At 70.7% G+C, this 15,136-nt stretch carries 16 protein-coding genes; 9 read left to right on the top strand and 7 right to left on the bottom strand.

Annotated elements, in window-relative coordinates:
* The first annotated feature begins 88 nt into the window (after positions 1 to 88).
* From OG866_RS20385 to OG866_RS20370, 4 genes are all read left to right on the top strand, one after another.
* Positions 89 to 1,429, top strand: coding sequence for a sensor histidine kinase (locus tag OG866_RS20385; protein WP_443063545.1), 1,341 nt, complete (start codon positions 89 to 91; stop codon positions 1,427 to 1,429).
* Entirely contained in the window at positions 1,426 to 2,091 is a 666-nt protein-coding gene (locus OG866_RS20380; protein ID WP_329336641.1) for a response regulator transcription factor, read from the top strand. Before OG866_RS20385 ends, OG866_RS20380 begins: the two co-directional genes overlap by 4 nt.
* Positions 2,092 to 2,186: 95 nt before the next feature.
* Positions 2,187 to 2,759: a dihydrofolate reductase family protein gene (locus OG866_RS20375; RefSeq protein WP_329336640.1), complete on the top strand. Its 573-nt coding sequence runs from the start codon at positions 2,187 to 2,189 to the stop codon at positions 2,757 to 2,759.
* A 36-nt stretch (positions 2,760 to 2,795) separates the two neighbouring features.
* Positions 2,796 to 3,233 carry a VOC family protein gene (locus OG866_RS20370; RefSeq protein ID WP_329336639.1) on the top strand — a complete coding sequence of 146 codons (438 nt, stop codon included), beginning with the start codon at positions 2,796 to 2,798 and terminating at the stop codon, positions 3,231 to 3,233.
* Positions 3,234 to 3,254: 21 nt separating this feature from the next.
* Here the strand turns inward: OG866_RS20370 and OG866_RS20365 are convergent, their stop codons facing one another.
* Complete coding sequence (locus OG866_RS20365) at positions 3,255 to 3,842, bottom strand: TetR family transcriptional regulator (RefSeq protein ID WP_329336638.1); 588 nt, start codon at positions 3,840 to 3,842, stop codon at positions 3,255 to 3,257.
* Between the two features lie 108 nt (positions 3,843 to 3,950).
* On the opposite strand from OG866_RS20365, the gene OG866_RS20360 reads away from it, so the two are divergent.
* Both OG866_RS20360 and OG866_RS20355 read left to right on the top strand, forming a co-directional pair.
* Positions 3,951 to 4,934, top strand: a complete 984-nt coding sequence (locus tag OG866_RS20360; protein WP_329336637.1) for an aldo/keto reductase — start codon at positions 3,951 to 3,953, stop codon at positions 4,932 to 4,934.
* 42 nt (positions 4,935 to 4,976) lie between these two features.
* The gene (locus OG866_RS20355; RefSeq protein ID WP_329336635.1) at positions 4,977 to 6,182 is read left to right on the top strand and encodes a cytochrome P450; all 1,206 of its coding nucleotides are present in this window, start codon (positions 4,977 to 4,979) and stop codon (positions 6,180 to 6,182) included.
* Positions 6,183 to 6,504: 322 nt separating this feature from the next.
* Here OG866_RS20355 and OG866_RS20350 read toward each other — a convergent pair whose 3' ends face one another.
* From OG866_RS20350 to OG866_RS20340, 3 genes are read right to left on the bottom strand one after another with little or no spacing between them, the layout of a single operon-like run.
* On the bottom strand, positions 6,505 to 6,723 hold the full coding sequence (locus OG866_RS20350) for a hypothetical protein (protein WP_329336634.1): 219 nt from the start codon (positions 6,721 to 6,723) through the stop codon (positions 6,505 to 6,507).
* 49 nt (positions 6,724 to 6,772) lie between these two features.
* Positions 6,773 to 8,341: an ABC transporter permease gene (locus tag OG866_RS20345; RefSeq protein WP_329336633.1), complete on the bottom strand. Its 1,569-nt coding sequence runs from the start codon at positions 8,339 to 8,341 to the stop codon at positions 6,773 to 6,775.
* Positions 8,341 to 9,231, bottom strand: a complete 891-nt coding sequence (locus tag OG866_RS20340) for an ABC transporter ATP-binding protein (protein WP_329336632.1) — start codon at positions 9,229 to 9,231, stop codon at positions 8,341 to 8,343. The genes OG866_RS20345 and OG866_RS20340 overlap by 1 nt, the downstream gene beginning before the upstream one ends.
* 75 nt (positions 9,232 to 9,306) lie before the next feature.
* Between OG866_RS20340 and OG866_RS20335 the strand changes: the two genes are divergently transcribed.
* The gene (locus OG866_RS20335) at positions 9,307 to 9,798 is read left to right on the top strand and encodes a GbsR/MarR family transcriptional regulator (RefSeq protein WP_329336630.1); all 492 of its coding nucleotides are present in this window, start codon (positions 9,307 to 9,309) and stop codon (positions 9,796 to 9,798) included.
* Between the two features lie 55 nt (positions 9,799 to 9,853).
* On the opposite strand, the gene OG866_RS20330 is transcribed toward OG866_RS20335, so the two are convergent.
* Positions 9,854 to 11,362 (bottom strand): APC family permease, encoded by a 1,509-nt coding sequence (locus tag OG866_RS20330; protein WP_329336628.1) that lies wholly within the window; start codon positions 11,360 to 11,362, stop codon positions 9,854 to 9,856.
* Positions 11,363 to 11,531: 169 nt separating this feature from the next.
* On the opposite strand from OG866_RS20330, the gene OG866_RS20325 reads away from it, so the two are divergent.
* Together OG866_RS20325 and eutC are read left to right on the top strand one after the other, a co-directional pair.
* Positions 11,532 to 12,917 (top strand): ethanolamine ammonia-lyase subunit EutB, encoded by a 1,386-nt coding sequence (locus OG866_RS20325; protein WP_329336627.1) that lies wholly within the window; start codon positions 11,532 to 11,534, stop codon positions 12,915 to 12,917.
* On the top strand, positions 12,914 to 13,657 hold the full coding sequence (eutC, locus tag OG866_RS20320) for an ethanolamine ammonia-lyase subunit EutC (RefSeq protein WP_329336626.1): 744 nt from the start codon (positions 12,914 to 12,916) through the stop codon (positions 13,655 to 13,657). Before OG866_RS20325 ends, eutC begins: the two co-directional genes overlap by 4 nt.
* A gap of 62 nt (positions 13,658 to 13,719) precedes the next feature.
* Here the strand turns inward: eutC and OG866_RS20315 are convergent, their stop codons facing one another.
* Complete coding sequence (locus tag OG866_RS20315) at positions 13,720 to 14,136, bottom strand: DUF6086 family protein (protein WP_329336624.1); 417 nt, start codon at positions 14,134 to 14,136, stop codon at positions 13,720 to 13,722.
* 68 nt (positions 14,137 to 14,204) lie between these two features.
* On the bottom strand, positions 14,205 to 15,053 hold the full coding sequence (locus OG866_RS20310) for a diacylglycerol kinase (RefSeq protein ID WP_329336622.1): 849 nt from the start codon (positions 15,051 to 15,053) through the stop codon (positions 14,205 to 14,207).
* Positions 15,054 to 15,136: the final 83 nt, after the last annotated feature.

The following is a 15,136-nucleotide window of genomic DNA, read 5'->3' as shown; positions in this document are numbered from 1 at the left end:
GCGGGACCCGTAGTACCTGAGACGGATGCCGAAGGACCCCTCTCACTGGTGACGACCGCGACCCGGGCCTCGGCCTACGGTTCTGTATGTGACCGAGACGACCCACATGCAGACACCGCCGGCGGCGGACGGGGCCAAGCCGCGCAGCCCGGAGTACCGGCTCGCCGCGAACGCCCTGCGCGGGCTCCGGCAGGACCTGTTCCACGACGCCTTCGCCTACCGCCCGCTGCCCCGGATGCGGGTCGACGGCCCGCTGACCCGGCGGCTGCCCGGCCCCCTGCGGGAGTACGCGACCTGGACACCCCATGCCGTGGTCTCCGCGGCGGCCGTGATCACGCTGCTGATGGCCGCGGTCGACAGCAGCGATACGGCCGTGGTGCTCGTTCCGCTCGCCGTGCTCCCGATCCTGCTGACCATGCTCCGGCCGATCGCGGCATTCTGGCTGTCGATGGCGGCCACCCCGGTCAGCCAGGTCTTCGGCAGCTACATGGACGGCTATCCCTGGCTGCCCGCGAGCTTCGCCTGCCATCTCACCGTGCTGACGGTCGTGGCGATACGCACCAAGCCGCGTACGGCGGCGTACATGTGGGCCGTCACCGCGGCTTACGGCTTCGTGGCGGACGTGATCCTCGGGCCCAGCTACTACTACAGCGACGACACCGCCCCCATGCTGGTCCTCTCCGCGCTGGTCCTGCTCGTCGTCGCCGTCTGGCACACCCGCCGCGAGGCCCGCCAGGAGGTGACCGCCCAGCAGACCGTCACGGCGCACGAGCGCTCCAAGCGCACCTTGCTGGAGGAGCGTTCGACGATCGCCCGCGAGCTGCACGACGTGGTGGCGCACCACATGTCGGTCGTCGCCATCCAGGCCGAGGCGGCCCCCTACCGGGTGGAGAACCCGCCGCCGGAGCTGGAGCGCGCCTTCGCGACGATCCGTGAGAACGCGGTGGCGGCGCTCACCGAACTGCGCCGGGTGCTGGGCGTGGTGCGCGCCGAGGACTACGAGGCCCCGGACGCCCCGCAGCCCACGCTCGCCGACCTCGACGGGCTGCTGGCCAATGTGCGGGACACGGGTCTGTCCGTGCAGAAGACGGTGACGGGCGCGGTGCGTGAGCTGCCGCAGGGGGTGGAGCTGTCGGCGTACCGCATAGTCCAGGAGGCGCTGAGCAACACCCTGCGCCACGCGCCGGGCGCCACCGCGCAGGTGGAGATCGGTTACGTCCTGGGCGGCCTGGGCCTGCGGATAGTCAACGGCCCGGCACCGGCGGGGGCCCTGCTGAAGCCGTCGCCCGGCGCCGGCCATGGGGTCACGGGGATGCGGGAGCGGGTCTCGATGCTGGACGGCGAGATGACGGCGGGCGCGACGGACGAGGGAGGCTACGAGGTGGCGGTGTATCTGCCGGTGCCGCGTGCGAGCGAGGGTGACGCATGACGATCCGCGTGATGATCGCGGACGACCAGATGATGGTGCGCGAGGGCTTCTCGGTGCTCCTCAACGCGATGCCGGACATCGAGGTCGTCGGCGAGGCGGTCAACGGCCGTGAGGCGGTGGCGAAGGTCCGTGAGCTGAGCCCGGACGTGGTCCTGATGGACATCCGGATGCCGGAGCTGAACGGCATCGAGGCGACGCGCGAGATCGTGGCGGCGGACGGCACGGCGAAGGTCCTCGTCCTGACCACCTTCGACCTCGACGAGTACGTGTACCAAGCCCTGAAGGCAGGAGCCTCGGGCTTCCTCCTGAAGGACGCCTCGGCCCGCCAACTGGCCGACGGGGTCCGGGTGGTGGCCTCGGGGGAGGCCCTGCTGGCGCCCTCCGTGACCAAACGCCTGATCACGGAGTTCTCGAAACTCTCCGACGCCCCCCGTCTGATGCCCTCCGCCCACGCGGCCTACGGCGACCTCACCGAACGCGAGACGGAGGTCCTGGTCCTCATCGCGCAGGGCCTGTCGAACGCGGAGATAGCGGGGAGGCTGGTGGTGGCGGAGTCGACGATCAAGACGCACGTCAGCCGGGTCCTGGTGAAACTGGGGCTGCGGGACCGGACGCAGGCGGCGGTGTTCGCGTACGAGGCGCGGTTGGTGACGCCGGGGTAGGGGGCCGCGTAAAAAGGGGGAGACGTGGGCCGATGAGTTTCTCCATTCTCGACGGTCATAGATCACAGACGGATACGAGACACGGAGGAACCACCATGCGCACCCTCATCAGCACCGCGTTCATCTCGCTCGACGGCGTCGTGGAGGCCCCGGGCGGCGAGCCGGGTTACCGGAACGCCGGCTGGACCTTCAAGGACATCGAGTTCCTCCCCGAGGCGTTCGAGATCAAGGGCCGTGAGCAGAAGGAGGCGAGCGCGATGATGCTGGGCCGGACCAGCTACGAGGCGTTCAGCCCGGTGTGGCCCGGCATGGAGGAGTTCGCGGACTACAAGGTGATGCCGAAGTACGTGGTCTCGACGACCCTCACCGAGGGCGACCTGGTCTCGAACTGGGGCGACACGACGATCCTGCGCTCCCTCGACGAGGTCGCCGAGCTGAAGAAGACGGAGGGCGGCCCGATCATCATCCACGGCAGCGCCACCCTGAACCGGGCCCTCGCTGACGCCGACCTCATCGACCGCTACCACCTCCTGGTCTTCCCGGTCCTCCTCGGCGCCGGAAAGCGCCTCTTCTCCACCACGGACAAGGACAAGCAGCAGCTGAAGCTGGTCGAGCACGAGGCGTACGCCAACGGCCTGCAGAAGAACGTCTTCGACGTGGTCCGCTGATCTGCTCCGACTCGGACCAGCGGAAGAAGCCGCCCCATGGAACAGCGAGTCACCCTGATCACCCTCGGCGTCTCCGACCTGGCCCGCAGCAAAGCCTTCTACGAAGTCCTCGGCTGGCGGGGCCAGGAGGTCCAGGAGACCGTCTTCTTCCAGGCCGGCGGTCTCGGACTGGTCCTCTGGGGCCGGGAGAAGCTCGCCGCGGACTGCGGTCTGGAGGCCGGCAAGGAACCCCCCGCCTTCGGCGGCATCGTCCTCGCGCACAACGTGCGGTCCGCGGCCGAGGTCGACGCGCTGCTCGCCGCGGCGGCGCGGGCCGGAGGCACCGTCACCAAGCCCGCCGCCCTCAATGAGATCGGCTTCTACTCCTCCGCTTTCACCGATCCCGACGGCCACGCCTGGGAGATCGCCCACAACCCCGGCTTCCCCCTCGCCGAGGACGGCACGGTCACGCTGCCGGACTTCGGCCAGCCGTGACCCACACAGCGGCCTGGCCGGCTATGCCCCCGTCGCCGGGAACAGGCGTTCCACCGCCCTCACCACCGCCGCCCTGCGGGCCGTCAGGGACGGGTCGTGGATCTGGTCCGCCACCGCGTCCACCAGGTCGAGCTGGCCCGCCCAGGCCATGGCGATCTGGTTGAGGAAGACGAGGATGTCGATGGGCTCCCAGGAGGGGTCCAGCCGGCCCGCCTCCTGTGCCTTGCGGAGCTGCTCGGTCTTGCGGCGGATGGTCTCCCTGGTCACGGGGTCGGCGGTGGCGCCGGCCAGTTCCAGCCGGCCCCAGCTCATGAGCCGGTAGCGGTCGGGGTGCCGGATGAAGTAGTCGTGCACGCGGCCGGCGTACTCGGGCAGGTTGGTCGGGTCCAGGCGGGTCGCCTCGGAGACCGCGGCCATCTCCCGTTGGGCGATGAAGGCGTAGAGCTCTTCCTTGCTGCGGAAGTACGCGTAGAGCCGTTCCGTGCTGGTCTTCGCGGCCTTGGCGATACGGGTGATGCGGGCGCCGGCGATCCCGTACCGGGCGAACTCGGCCCGCGCCGCGGTGACGATGCGGTCGCGGGTCGAGTCCGCGGTCGACGAAGAGGTCATGTTCTGAGGTTACCCAGCCAAAACGTTCTGTTTGGCTAGGGGCGCCCTCCGGGCATACACTCGGTCAAAGCAAACGTTTTGGTTTTACTTGATGGGCAGGAGTACGCCATGCAGCAGCGGACACTCGGCAGCCAGGGCCTCACCGTCTCGGCGCTCGGTTACGGCTCGATGGGCCTGACCATGGCCTACGGGCCCGGCGACGAGAAGGAAGGTGTCGCGGCCATCCAGCGCGCCCACGAGCTGGGCGTCACCTTCATCGACACCGCCGAGCTCTACGGCTGGGGCACGGGCTCCAACGAGACCCTGGTCGGCAAGGCGGTCAAGGGCTTCCGGGACGAGGTCGTGCTGGCCACGAAGTTCGGCTTCGACCTGTCCGACCTGTCGAAGGGCTTCGGCCTGAACAGCCGCCCCGACAACATCCGCAAGGTCGCCGACAACAGCCTGCGCTACCTGGGCGTCGACCAGATCGACGTCTTCTACCAGCACCGCGTCGACCCGGACGTACCGATCGAGGAGGTCGCCGGGACGGTCAAGGAGCTGATCGACGCGGGCAAGGTGAAGTACTTCGGGCTCAGCGAGGCGGGGCCGCAGACCATCCGCCGCGCCCACGCCGTACAGCCGGTGTCGGTGCTCCAGACCGAGTACAGCCTCTTCGAGCGGGACGTCGAGCGGCTCTTCCCGGTCCTCGATGAACTCGGCATCGGTTTCGTCGCCTACTCCCCGCTCGGCCGCGGCTTCATCACCGGGACGGCCAAGCCCGCCGGTGAGTACGACGCGAGCGACATGCGCCGGGGCGACCCGCGCTGGCAGCCCGGCAACTTCGAGAAGAACGTGGAGGCCGTCGAGCGCCTCGCCGCTCTCGCCGCGGCCAAGGGCGCCACCGTCTCCCAGCTGGCCCTGGCCTGGCTCCTCACCCGCGGCGAGCACATCGTGCCCATCCCCGGTACCCGCAGCGTGCGGCGCATCGAGGAGAACGCGGGCGCCGCGGACCTCACCCTGACCGACGCCGACCTCGAAGCGATCGCCGAGATCCTCCCCCACGGCGGTTTCGGTGCCCGCTACTCCGCGGAACACGTCCCGGTCTGGGTCTGACACCCCTGGTCAGGAGGGGGAGGGTCGGGCTAGCGTCCGGTCATGGCAGCCTTCGACCCGTGGGACCCGGACTTTCTCGCCGACCCCTATCCCTCCTACGCCGACCTGCGTGCCAAGGGCCGCGTGCACTACTACGAGCCCACCGACCAGTGGCTCGTCCCGCACCACGCCGATGTGTCGGCGCTGCTGCGGGAGCGGCGGCTGGGGCGGACGTATCAGCACCGGTTCTCGCACGAGGACTTCCACCGCACCCCGCCTCCCGCCGAGCACGAGCCGTTCCACACGCTCAACGACCACGGGATGCTGGATCTGGAGCCGCCGGACCACACCCGGATCCGCCGCCTGGTGTCGAAGGCGTTCACTCCGCGTACCGTCGAGCGGCTCAAGCCGTATGTCGATCAGCTCGCCGGGGAGCTGGTGGAGCAGCTCGTGGAGAAGGGCGGAGGCGATCTGCTCAGCGATGTCGCCGAGCCGCTGCCCGTCGCCGTCATCGCGGAGATGCTGGGCATCCCGGAGGCCGACCGGGCGCCGCTGCGGCCCTGGTCAGCCGACATCTGCGGGATGTACGAGCTGAACCCACCGGAGGACGTGGCGCGGAAAGCCGTACAGGCCTCCGTCGAGTTCTCCGACTACCTGCGCGAACTCATCGCCGAGCGCCGCACGCGACCCGGCGACGACCTCATCTCCGGTCTCATCGCCGCCCACGACGAGGGGGACCGGCTCACCGAGCAGGAGATGATCTCGACCTGCGTGCTGCTGCTCAACGCCGGGCATGAGGCGACGGTCAACGCCACCGTCAACGGCTGGTACGCGCTGTTCCGCAACCCGGGGGAGTTGGAAAGGCTCCGCGCCGATCACTCCCTCGTCCCCACGGCCGTCGAAGAACTGATGCGCTACGACACCCCGCTCCAGCTCTTCGAACGCTGGGTCCTGGACGACATCGAGATCGACGGCACCACCATCCCGAGGGGCGCGGAGATCGCGATGCTCTTCGGCTCCGCCAACCATGACCCGGCCGTCTTCCCCCACCCCGAGCGCCTCGACCTCACCCGCGCCGACAACCCCCACATCTCCTTCAGCGCCGGCATCCACTACTGCATCGGCGCCCCCCTGGCCCGTATCGAGCTGGCCGCCTCCATGACGGCCCTGCTGCGAAAGGCCCCCACGCTCACCCTGGCCACCGAGCCCGGGCGGAAGCCGAACTTCGTCATCAGGGGGCTGGAGGGGCTCCGGGTGGAGTTGGGCTGACCCGTCTCACGACCCGTCGGCGCCCCCGCCCAGCCGGCGAAGGCGCCGGACAGGGCGGTCAGCGGCACGACGAGCCACCAAGGGGCGGAGCCGAAGTCCTGAGTGGCGACGATCCCACCCCCGAGGCAGACGGCCGTGAAACCGCCGGACAGCATGGCCCGGCGGGTCCGCCGCTGTCTCTCGCCCTCCGGAGTACCGCGTTCTGCCCTCGGGCGTGCCATCTGGCATCCCTCCCTGCGACGCGGCTCCCCGGTCCGCGACGAGCAGCAAGGGGGAAGACTCGCTCGGCCACCGGATGGTCGCAGCGTGCGGGGAATCTCCGTCACCGTCCGATCCGCCGGGCCAGAGCCCAGACCACAAGCGCGGCGGCGGTTCCGCCGAGGACCGCGAGCGGCAACTCGGCATAGAGCACACTCCAGTCCGGGCTCTGCTCGAACCGCCAGAGCCGGGAGCGGACGTCGACGGCCCACACCGCCAGTCCCACACCGGCGCCGACGGCCGCGGTCAGGCAACCGGCCGCGGCCTGCGCACGTTGTCCCATGCTCAGGACGGACGCGAGCGGGCGGCGAAGAGGTTCCCCGCGCCCCCGGTCAGCTCGCCATGTCCCGCCGCCGCAACCCCGCCAGCCCCCCGGCCACCCACACCACCGCCAGCCCGAGCAGGACCAGCACCGGACCCCAACTCATCTCCCCGCCCGGCAACTTCGGCAGATGTCCGAACGGGGACAGGTCGAGCACCGCCTGTGGCGCGTCCAGGGCCGGGCCCACCCAGCCGATGAGCAGTACGGCCCCGGCGACACCCCATGCCGCCATCGCCGCCCGCGGCAGCAGCCCGTACAGCGCGACCGCCAGTCCGCCGATCACCCACACCGCGGCCACCTGCACCAGGCACGCCCCGAGGATGGGCCCGACCTCCTTGCCGTAGCCCACGGCGAAGCCGAGACCGGTGAGCAGCATCAGCAGGACCGCGCCGCCGAAGGCGATCGCCAGGTGGCCGGCGGCCCAGCGCAAACGTCCGACCGCGTTCGCCAGCACCGGCTCCGCGCGCCCCGACGTCTCCTCGCCGTGCAGGCGCAGCACACTCTGTACGACGTACAGCGCCGCGATCAGGCCCATCATCCCGACCATCGACGCCAGGAACGCGTCCTCCAGGCCGTTCTGGCCGCCCATGCGCTCGAAGATCTCGCGCGCGTTCTCGTTGTCGCCGACCAGGTCCGCCACGCCGTCCGTCAGACCGCCGTAGATCACGCCTACGACGAAGAAGGCGACGCTCCAGCCGTAGACGCTGCCCCGCTGCAACCGCCAGGCCAGTGCCGCCGCCGTGCCGAGCCGTCCTGTCGCCGGGCCCGGGCGGGTCGGGAAGAAGCTCATGCCGACGTCCCTGCGGCCCGCCAACTCGTAGGCCAGCCCCGCCTGGAGCAGCACGGCCGCCGCGAACAGGCCCAGCACCCACCAGCGTTCATCGGCGTACGGGCGCAGGTTCTCCAGCCAGCCCAGCGGGGAGAGCCAGGTCAGGACCGAACTGCCGTCGTCCGACGCCGAGTCGCCCGCCGCACGCAGCACGAATGCCACGCCGAGCACCCCCGACGTCAGGCCCCGTGCCAGCCGTGCGCTCTCGGTGAGCTGGGCGACGATCGCCGCCATCGTGGCGAAGAGCATGCCGACCGCGGCCACCCCGAGGCCGAGTGCCAGGGCGCCCACGGCCCCCTGGCCGGCCAGGCCCGCCGTCACCAGCAGCGCGAGGACCGCGTTCGCGACGCCCGCCGCCAGCAGCGCCGCCGTCAGTGCCGCCCGGCGGCCCACCGTCCCGGACGCCACCAGCTCCTGGCGCCCGCTCTCCTCCTCGTCCCGGGTGTGCCGTACGACGACCAGGAGGCTCATGACGGCTGCCAGCAGTCCCGCGTAGACCCCCACGCGCCAGGCCGCCAGCGCGCCGGTCGAGGTGTCGAAGACCGGGCCGATCAGGGCACGGAAGGACGCGTTGGTCTCCACCTGGTGGACCAGGTCGGCGCGTTCGGCGGCCGTGCCGTACAGCGACTTGATGCTGCTCGGCATGGAGAGGACCATCAGCGCGTTCACCGCGACCCAGACGGGGATCAGCAGCCGGTCGCGGCGCAGAGAGAAGCGGAGGAGTACGCCCGTGCCCGCCAGCGAGGTCATCACGAGGCGGCCTCCTGGTAGTGGCGCAGGAACAGCTCCTCCAGCGTGGGCGGTGTGGAGGTCAGCGAGCGCACCCCGGACGCGCTCAACTGCCGCAGCACGGCGTCGAGTTTGTCCGTGTCGACCTGGAGGCGGACCCGGTTGCCCTGGATGTCGAGGTCATGGACGCCAGGGAGCGACGCCAACCCGTTGGGGGCGCCGGCCAGTTCGGCCGCGACGCTGGTGCGGGTCAGGTGGCGCAGGTCGGCGAGCGAACCCGTCTCGACCGTACGGCCGTTGCGGATGATGCTGACGCGGTCGCACAACTCCTCGACCTCGCTGAGGATGTGGGAGGACAGGAGGACCGTACGGCCGCGGTCGCGCTCCTCCTCGACGCAGCGCTGGAAGACCTCCTCCATCAGGGGGTCCAGGCCCGAGGTCGGTTCGTCCAGGATCAGCAGGTCGACGTCCGAGGCGAACGCGGCGACGAGGGCGACCTTCTGCCGGTTGCCCTTGGAGTAGGTGCGGCCCTTCTTCGTGGGGTCGAGTTCGAAGCGGTCGATCAGGTCGGCGCGCCGCTCGGTGTCGAGGCCGCCGCGGAGGCGGCCCATCAGGTCGATGACCTCGCCGCCGGACAGGTTGCGCCACAGCGTCACGTCGCCGGGGACGTAGGCGATCCGGCGGTGCACCTCGACCGCGTCCGCCCAGGGGTCGCGGCCCAGGACCTGGGCGGCGCCGGAGTCGGCGCGCAGGAGGCCGAGCAGGACGCGGATGGTGGTGGACTTGCCGGCGCCGTTCGGGCCGAGGAAGCCGTGCACCTCGCCGACCTCGACATCCAGGTCGAGTCCGTCGAGTGCGTGCGTCCTGCCGAACGCCTTGTGGAGCCCCGAGACGCTGATTGCCTTCGCCATGTTTTTGAACGTACGCTTCTTTCAGAAATTTGTGAAGTTAAGGAAGCGTATAAACCCCCGGTTAGGGTGGTGACCATGATGGACGCGGTGGGGCGGGACCCGGAGGCGGTCTCCCGGTTCGTGGAGCGCTTCGCGGCGCAGCTCGTCGAGGCGGGGCTGCCGCGGATGCCGGCCCGGGTGTTCTCCGCGCTGCTCTCCTCCGACAGCGGGGCCCTCACCTCGGCCCAGCTGAGCGAGCAGCTCCGGATCAGTCCGGCGGCCGTGTCCGGGGCGGTGCGCTATCTGTCGCAGGTGCACATGCTGTCGCGCGAGCGGGAGCCCGGCTCGCGGCGGGAGCGGTACCGGGTCCACTCCGACCAGTGGTACCAGGCGCTCACCAACCGCGAGGCGATCATCAGGCGCTGGGAGGACGCCCTGCGCGAAGGCGTGGCCAGCCTGGGCGCCGAGACTCCGGCGGGCCACAGACTGGCCGAGACCCTCGCGTTCTTCGAGTTCATCGAGAAGGACGTGGCCGAGATGATGGAACGGTGGCAGACCCACCGCGCCCGGCTCTTCGGCGCCCCGTAGCCCGGCTCTTCGGCGACCCGTAGGCGGTCACCTTTTCCTGGTCACCTTCGCCTGGTCACCTTTCCCTGGTCTCCTCCAGGACCGTCCGGCCGAGAAGCTGATACCTAGCCGGGTCCCGGCGCTTCAGATACTGCGCGTACCCGATCCCCGTCGCCGCCACCAACGCCACCAGCCACGGTGTCGCCTTCAGCACCAGTGAGCCGGACTCCGTGCCGGCCGCCGCGCCCATGTTGGAGACCAGCAGCGCCACCACCGCGAGCATCGCCACACCGCCGACCAGCGGGGCGGTGAAGGTGCGGAACCAGTGCCGGCTCTCGGGGTGGTGGCGCCGGAAGTAGGCCAGCACCGCGAAGGAGCAGACCGCCTGCACGACCAGGATCGCCATGGTGCCGAGGATCGCGAGCAGGACGTACGTACCGGCGTACGGGTCCTTGCCCGCCGCGGCGAACGCCAGCAGGAGCAGGGCGGTCACGATCGTCTGGACCAGGCCCGCGATGTGCGGGGAGCCGTGCCGGTCATGGGTGCGGCCGACGGTGTTCTTCAGGGACGGCAGGACGCCCTCGCGGCCGAGCGCGTACATGTAGCGGGCGGCGCAGTTGTGGAAGGCCATGCCGCAGGCCAGCGAGCCGGTGATCATCAGCCACTGCATGACGACGACCGCCCAGTGGCCGACGTACTGCTCGGTGGGGCCGAAGAAGAGCTGTAGGGGGTTGGCCGTGGCGACCTCCACCGCCTTCGACTCTCCGGTGCCCGTGATCGCCATCCAGGAGACGAAGACGTAGAAGACACCGACGCCGAGGACCGAGATCATCGTCGCCTTGGGGATGATCTTCTTCGGGTTGCGGGACTCCTCGCCGTACATCGCCGTCGACTCGAAGCCGACCCACGACCAGAAGGCGAAGAAGAGTCCGAGGCCGGCCGAGGTGCCCTTGAAGGCGTTGACCGGGTTCACGGGGTCGATGCTGAAGCCGTCCGGGCCGCCGCCGTGGAAGGCGACGGAGATCGCCATCGCGGCGAGGATCGTGACCTCGGTGGCCAGGAGTACGACCAGCAGCTTCTCGGCGACCGAGATGCCGAACCAGGTGCCGGTCGCGTTGATCGCCAGCATCAGCACCGCGAACGCCCACCAGGGCACGTCGGTACCCGTCTGGTCCTTCAGCGTCTCCGTCGCGAAGGTCGAGAAGATGCCGATCAGGGCCGGCTCGAAGACGACGTAGGCGAACGTGGCGAGCAGTCCGGAGGCGAGGCCCACGGTGCGTCCGAGGCCGTAGGAGATGAAGCCGTAGAAGGCGCCGGTGGAGGTGATGTGCTTCGCCATCGAGGTGAAGCCGACGGAAAAGATTGCCAGTACGACCATTGCGACGAGGTAGCTCGCCGGGGCGCCGATGCCGTTGCCGGCGGACACCATGAAGGGCACGTTGCCGGTCATCGCGGTGATCGGCGCGGCGGTCGCGACGGCCATGAAGACCACGCCCAGCAGGCCGATGGCGTTGGGCTTCAGCCGGTGAACCGTGCCTGTCTCGTCTGTTCTCGCCGCTGGGGCGACTCCCTCTTCCACTGCCATCGGGCTGGCCCCTCTCCTGCTGACGTGCTGTTGTACCGGGCTGGACTCTGTCGGCGGAATGAGTCGGGCAAGGGTCTCGGGGCGTTAAATGTTTGTCAACCAGACCTTTAGAAGTCCGAGGAAATCTGCGGCAATCTGCTCGCAACACGCGGCTCGTACGGTCGCCGCCATGAGCGTCTACACGTCCACCCTCGGCGGCGAGCGCCACCGCTTCGCGTCCCTCGCCCGGCTGCTGGCCGCCGCGAGCCCGGAACGTTCCGGTGACCGGCTCGCCGGGCTCGCCGCCGAGTCGGAGCGCCAACGGGTCGCGGCGCGCTGGGCGTTGGCGGACGTGCCGCTGACGGCCTTTCTGACCGAGCCGCTGATCCCGTACGAGAGCGACGACGTCACCCGGCTGATCCTGGACACGCATGACGCGGCGGCCTTCGCGCCGGTGGCGGGGATGACGGTGGGGGAGTTCAGGGAGTGGCTGCTGGCGGCGGACGGTCCGGCTCTGGCCGCCGTGGCCGCCGGGCTCACGCCCGAGATGGCCGCGGCCGTCTCGAAGCTCATGGGGAACGCGGATCTCGTGGCGGTGGCGCGGAGGATCCAGGTCGTCACCGCCTTCCGCTCCACGATCGGCCTGCCGGGGCGCCTGGCCACCCGCCTCCAGCCCAACCACCCCACCGACGACCCGGCGGGAGTCGCGGCGGCCCTGCTGGACGGGCTGCTGCTCGGCTCCGGCGACGCGGTCATCGGCATCAACCCGGCGACGGACAGCCCGAAGGCGGTACGGGACCTGCTGGACCTCCTCGACGGGGTCATCCAGCGGTACGGCATCCCCACCCAGTCCTGCGTGCTGTGCCATGTCACGACGAGCGTGGACCTGATGGAACGCGGCGCCCCCGTCGACCTGGTCTTCCAGTCGATCGCCGGTACACAGGCCGCGAACGCCTCCTTCGGCGTCACGCTCGGGCTGCTCGACGAGGCGTACGAGGCGGCCCTCGAACTGGAGCGCGGCACGGTCGGACGGAACGTCATGTACTTCGAGACCGGGCAGGGCAGCGCCCTGTCGGCCGGCGCGCACCACGGGGTGGACCAGCAGACGGTGGAGGCGAGGGCCTACGCGGTGGCGCGGAGATACCAGCCCTTGCTCGTGAACACGGTCGTGGGCTTCATCGGCCCGGAGTACCTCTACGACGGCCGCCAGATCCTCCGCGCCGCCCTGGAGGACCACTTCTGCGGCAAGCTGCTCGGCCTGCCCATGGGCCTGGACATCTGCTACACCAACCACGCGGACGCCGATGACGACGACATCGCGACCATGCTGACCATGCTCGGCGTGGCCGGGGCGTCCTTCGTGATCTGCACGCCGGGCGGCGACGACATCATGCTCAACTACCAATCCGCCTCGTACCACGACGCGTTGTACCTGCGCGAGGTCCTCGGCCTGCGCCCGGCACCGGAGTTCGAGGCGTGGCTCGCGTCGGCCGGACTGCTGGACGAGCGCGGCGGCATCCGCGAGGTCGGCGCCCACCCGCTGACGGAGATCGCCGGAAGGGAGCTCGCGGCATGAACCGACCGACGCTGAGCGAGGGCGAGTTGTGGACATCCCTGCGTCGCCGTACGCAGGCCCGCATCGGCCTCGGCCGGGCCGGGACGGGGCTGCCCACCCGGCACCGGCTGGAACTCCAGGCCGCGCATGCCGCCGCCCGGGACGCGGTGCACTCGCCGTTCGAGCCGGACACGGTGGCGGCGGGGCTGCCGGGGCTGGCGACGGTACGGGTCCGCAGCGCGGCCGGTGACCGGCTGACGTATCTCCAACGCCCCGATCTGGGACGCCGGCTGGACGCGACCGACCGGGCGCATCTTCCGGTGGGGGAGTGGGACGTGGTGTTCGTCGTCGCGGACGGGCTGTCCAGCCGGGCGGTGCACGAACACGCGGCGGCGGTGGTGGCGGAGACGGCAGGCCGGCTTCCCGACTGGCGGATCGCCCCCGTGGTGCTGGCCGAGCAGGCGCGGGTGGCGCTGGGGGACGAGGTGGCGGCGGCCATGGGCGCGGCGATGGTGGTCGTCCTGATCGGCGAACGCCCCGGCATGTCGGCGGCGGACTCGCTGGGCGCGTATCTGACGTGCCGCCCGGTGCCGGGGGTGACGACGGACGCCGACCGCAACTGCCTGTCCAACATCAGACCGCCACTGGGCCTGTCGTACGAGGGCGCGGCGGCGAAGCTGACGGCGCTGATGGGGCGGGCCCGGGAGCTGGGCGCGACCGGGGTGGCACTGAAGGACGAGTCGGACGCGCTGCCGGCCTGAGCCGGACAGCCCCAGGGCCCTTCTGATGGAGCTCCGCGGCACGGAGATCCATCAGAAGGGCCCTAGACGGGCATCCCGCGCCGCAGGAGATCCGCCCGTTCGCGCAGGCGTTCGATCCGGTCCTGGGCGTCGGGCAGCGGCACCTGGACGTCGGTCCGACCCGTGAGCCGGTCGGTGACCACGGGGCGCCGTACCTCGATGCCGGCCCGCTCGGCGAGCACCAGCACGGTGGCGACGAAGCCCTCGGAGAGCGCGTCGATGATCGAGTGCCGGGTGCGGTCGTGGAGGTCGAGGACGGCGTTGACGTACGTCTCGAAGACGGCCGGGTCGATCTTGCACTCGTCGTTCTCCATGGGCCCGAACCCGGAGGGCACGCCCAGCTCCTCCTCGTACAGCCGGACATGGCGCAGGAACAGGCGGGCGGCCCCGTTGGAGGGGTTCCACAGGGTCTGGTGACCTATGTCGAAGTACTGGCTCATGGCCCGCGGTCCTCCCGGGTGCGATCGACGGACCGGCACGGTAACAACCACCCCATGTGCCACTGCTGTCACCGCCCCGGCAGCGTCAGGCCCAGTGCCCCCTCCCACACCGTCCAGGTACGGCGCCGTACCGGGCCCGCCACGCCCGCGTCGGCGCGGTAGCGGAAGTCCGTGCCGGTGACCGTCACCGTGCGGCCGCTGACCCGTAGGGGAGAGGCCTCCGCGCCCACCGACACCGGCCGCACCTCGACCTCGGCGAAGCCCGAGGCGCCCGGGGTCACCGAGACCGCCTCCACCGGCTGGCCCAGGTCGACCAGGGTCACCCCGTCCACCTCCACCCGGAGCCGGGAGGGGCCGGGCGCGGGCGGCGCGGGCTCGCGGGCGGGGCGGGCCGGGACCAGGGTGCGGACAAGGGACTGGCAGGTCCGCAGCCAGGGCCGGGTGCCCACCGAGGTCACCTCCTGCGGTGCCGTAGGCCCGTACAGCGGCGGGATCCGCAGCGCGCCCAGCACCACCCCGTCGCTGTCGTCGACAAGCAGGTCCAGGCGGCGTTCCACCCCGTCCAGGACGGTCCGCGCGGCAGCCACCGTGCCGGTCGGCACGCCGAGCGAGCGGGCGACCGAGAGCGCACCGCCCACCGGCACGAAGGACAGTGCACATCCGGCCAGCTCCCGCTGCCGGTGCAACAGGGACACCGCGCGCACCAGCGCCCGGTCGTCGCCGACCACCACCGGCCGCCGCGAGCCCCTGCGGGCCAGCGCCCGGGCGAATTCCTCGGGCCCCTCCGGCATGCAGACCTTGGTGGTCGCACCCGCGCTGAGCACGTCTTTCGCGATGCGGACGGACTCGCCGTCGGTCCTCCGGGCGACCGGATCGATGACCACCAGCAGCTGATCGGAAGTCGCTGAAGTCGCCACCTCGGTCCTGCCTCGCTTCCTCGGGTAGCATCTTTGTGCAAGAGCCCCTTGCGCTATTGCGCCAGGGGCTTCGTCTATTCCGG

The sequence above is a fragment of the Streptomyces sp. NBC_00663 genome (assembly GCF_036226885.1).
Taxonomy (GTDB): domain Bacteria; phylum Actinomycetota; class Actinomycetes; order Streptomycetales; family Streptomycetaceae; genus Streptomyces.
This window is presented reverse-complemented; position numbering and strand designations above follow the sequence as displayed.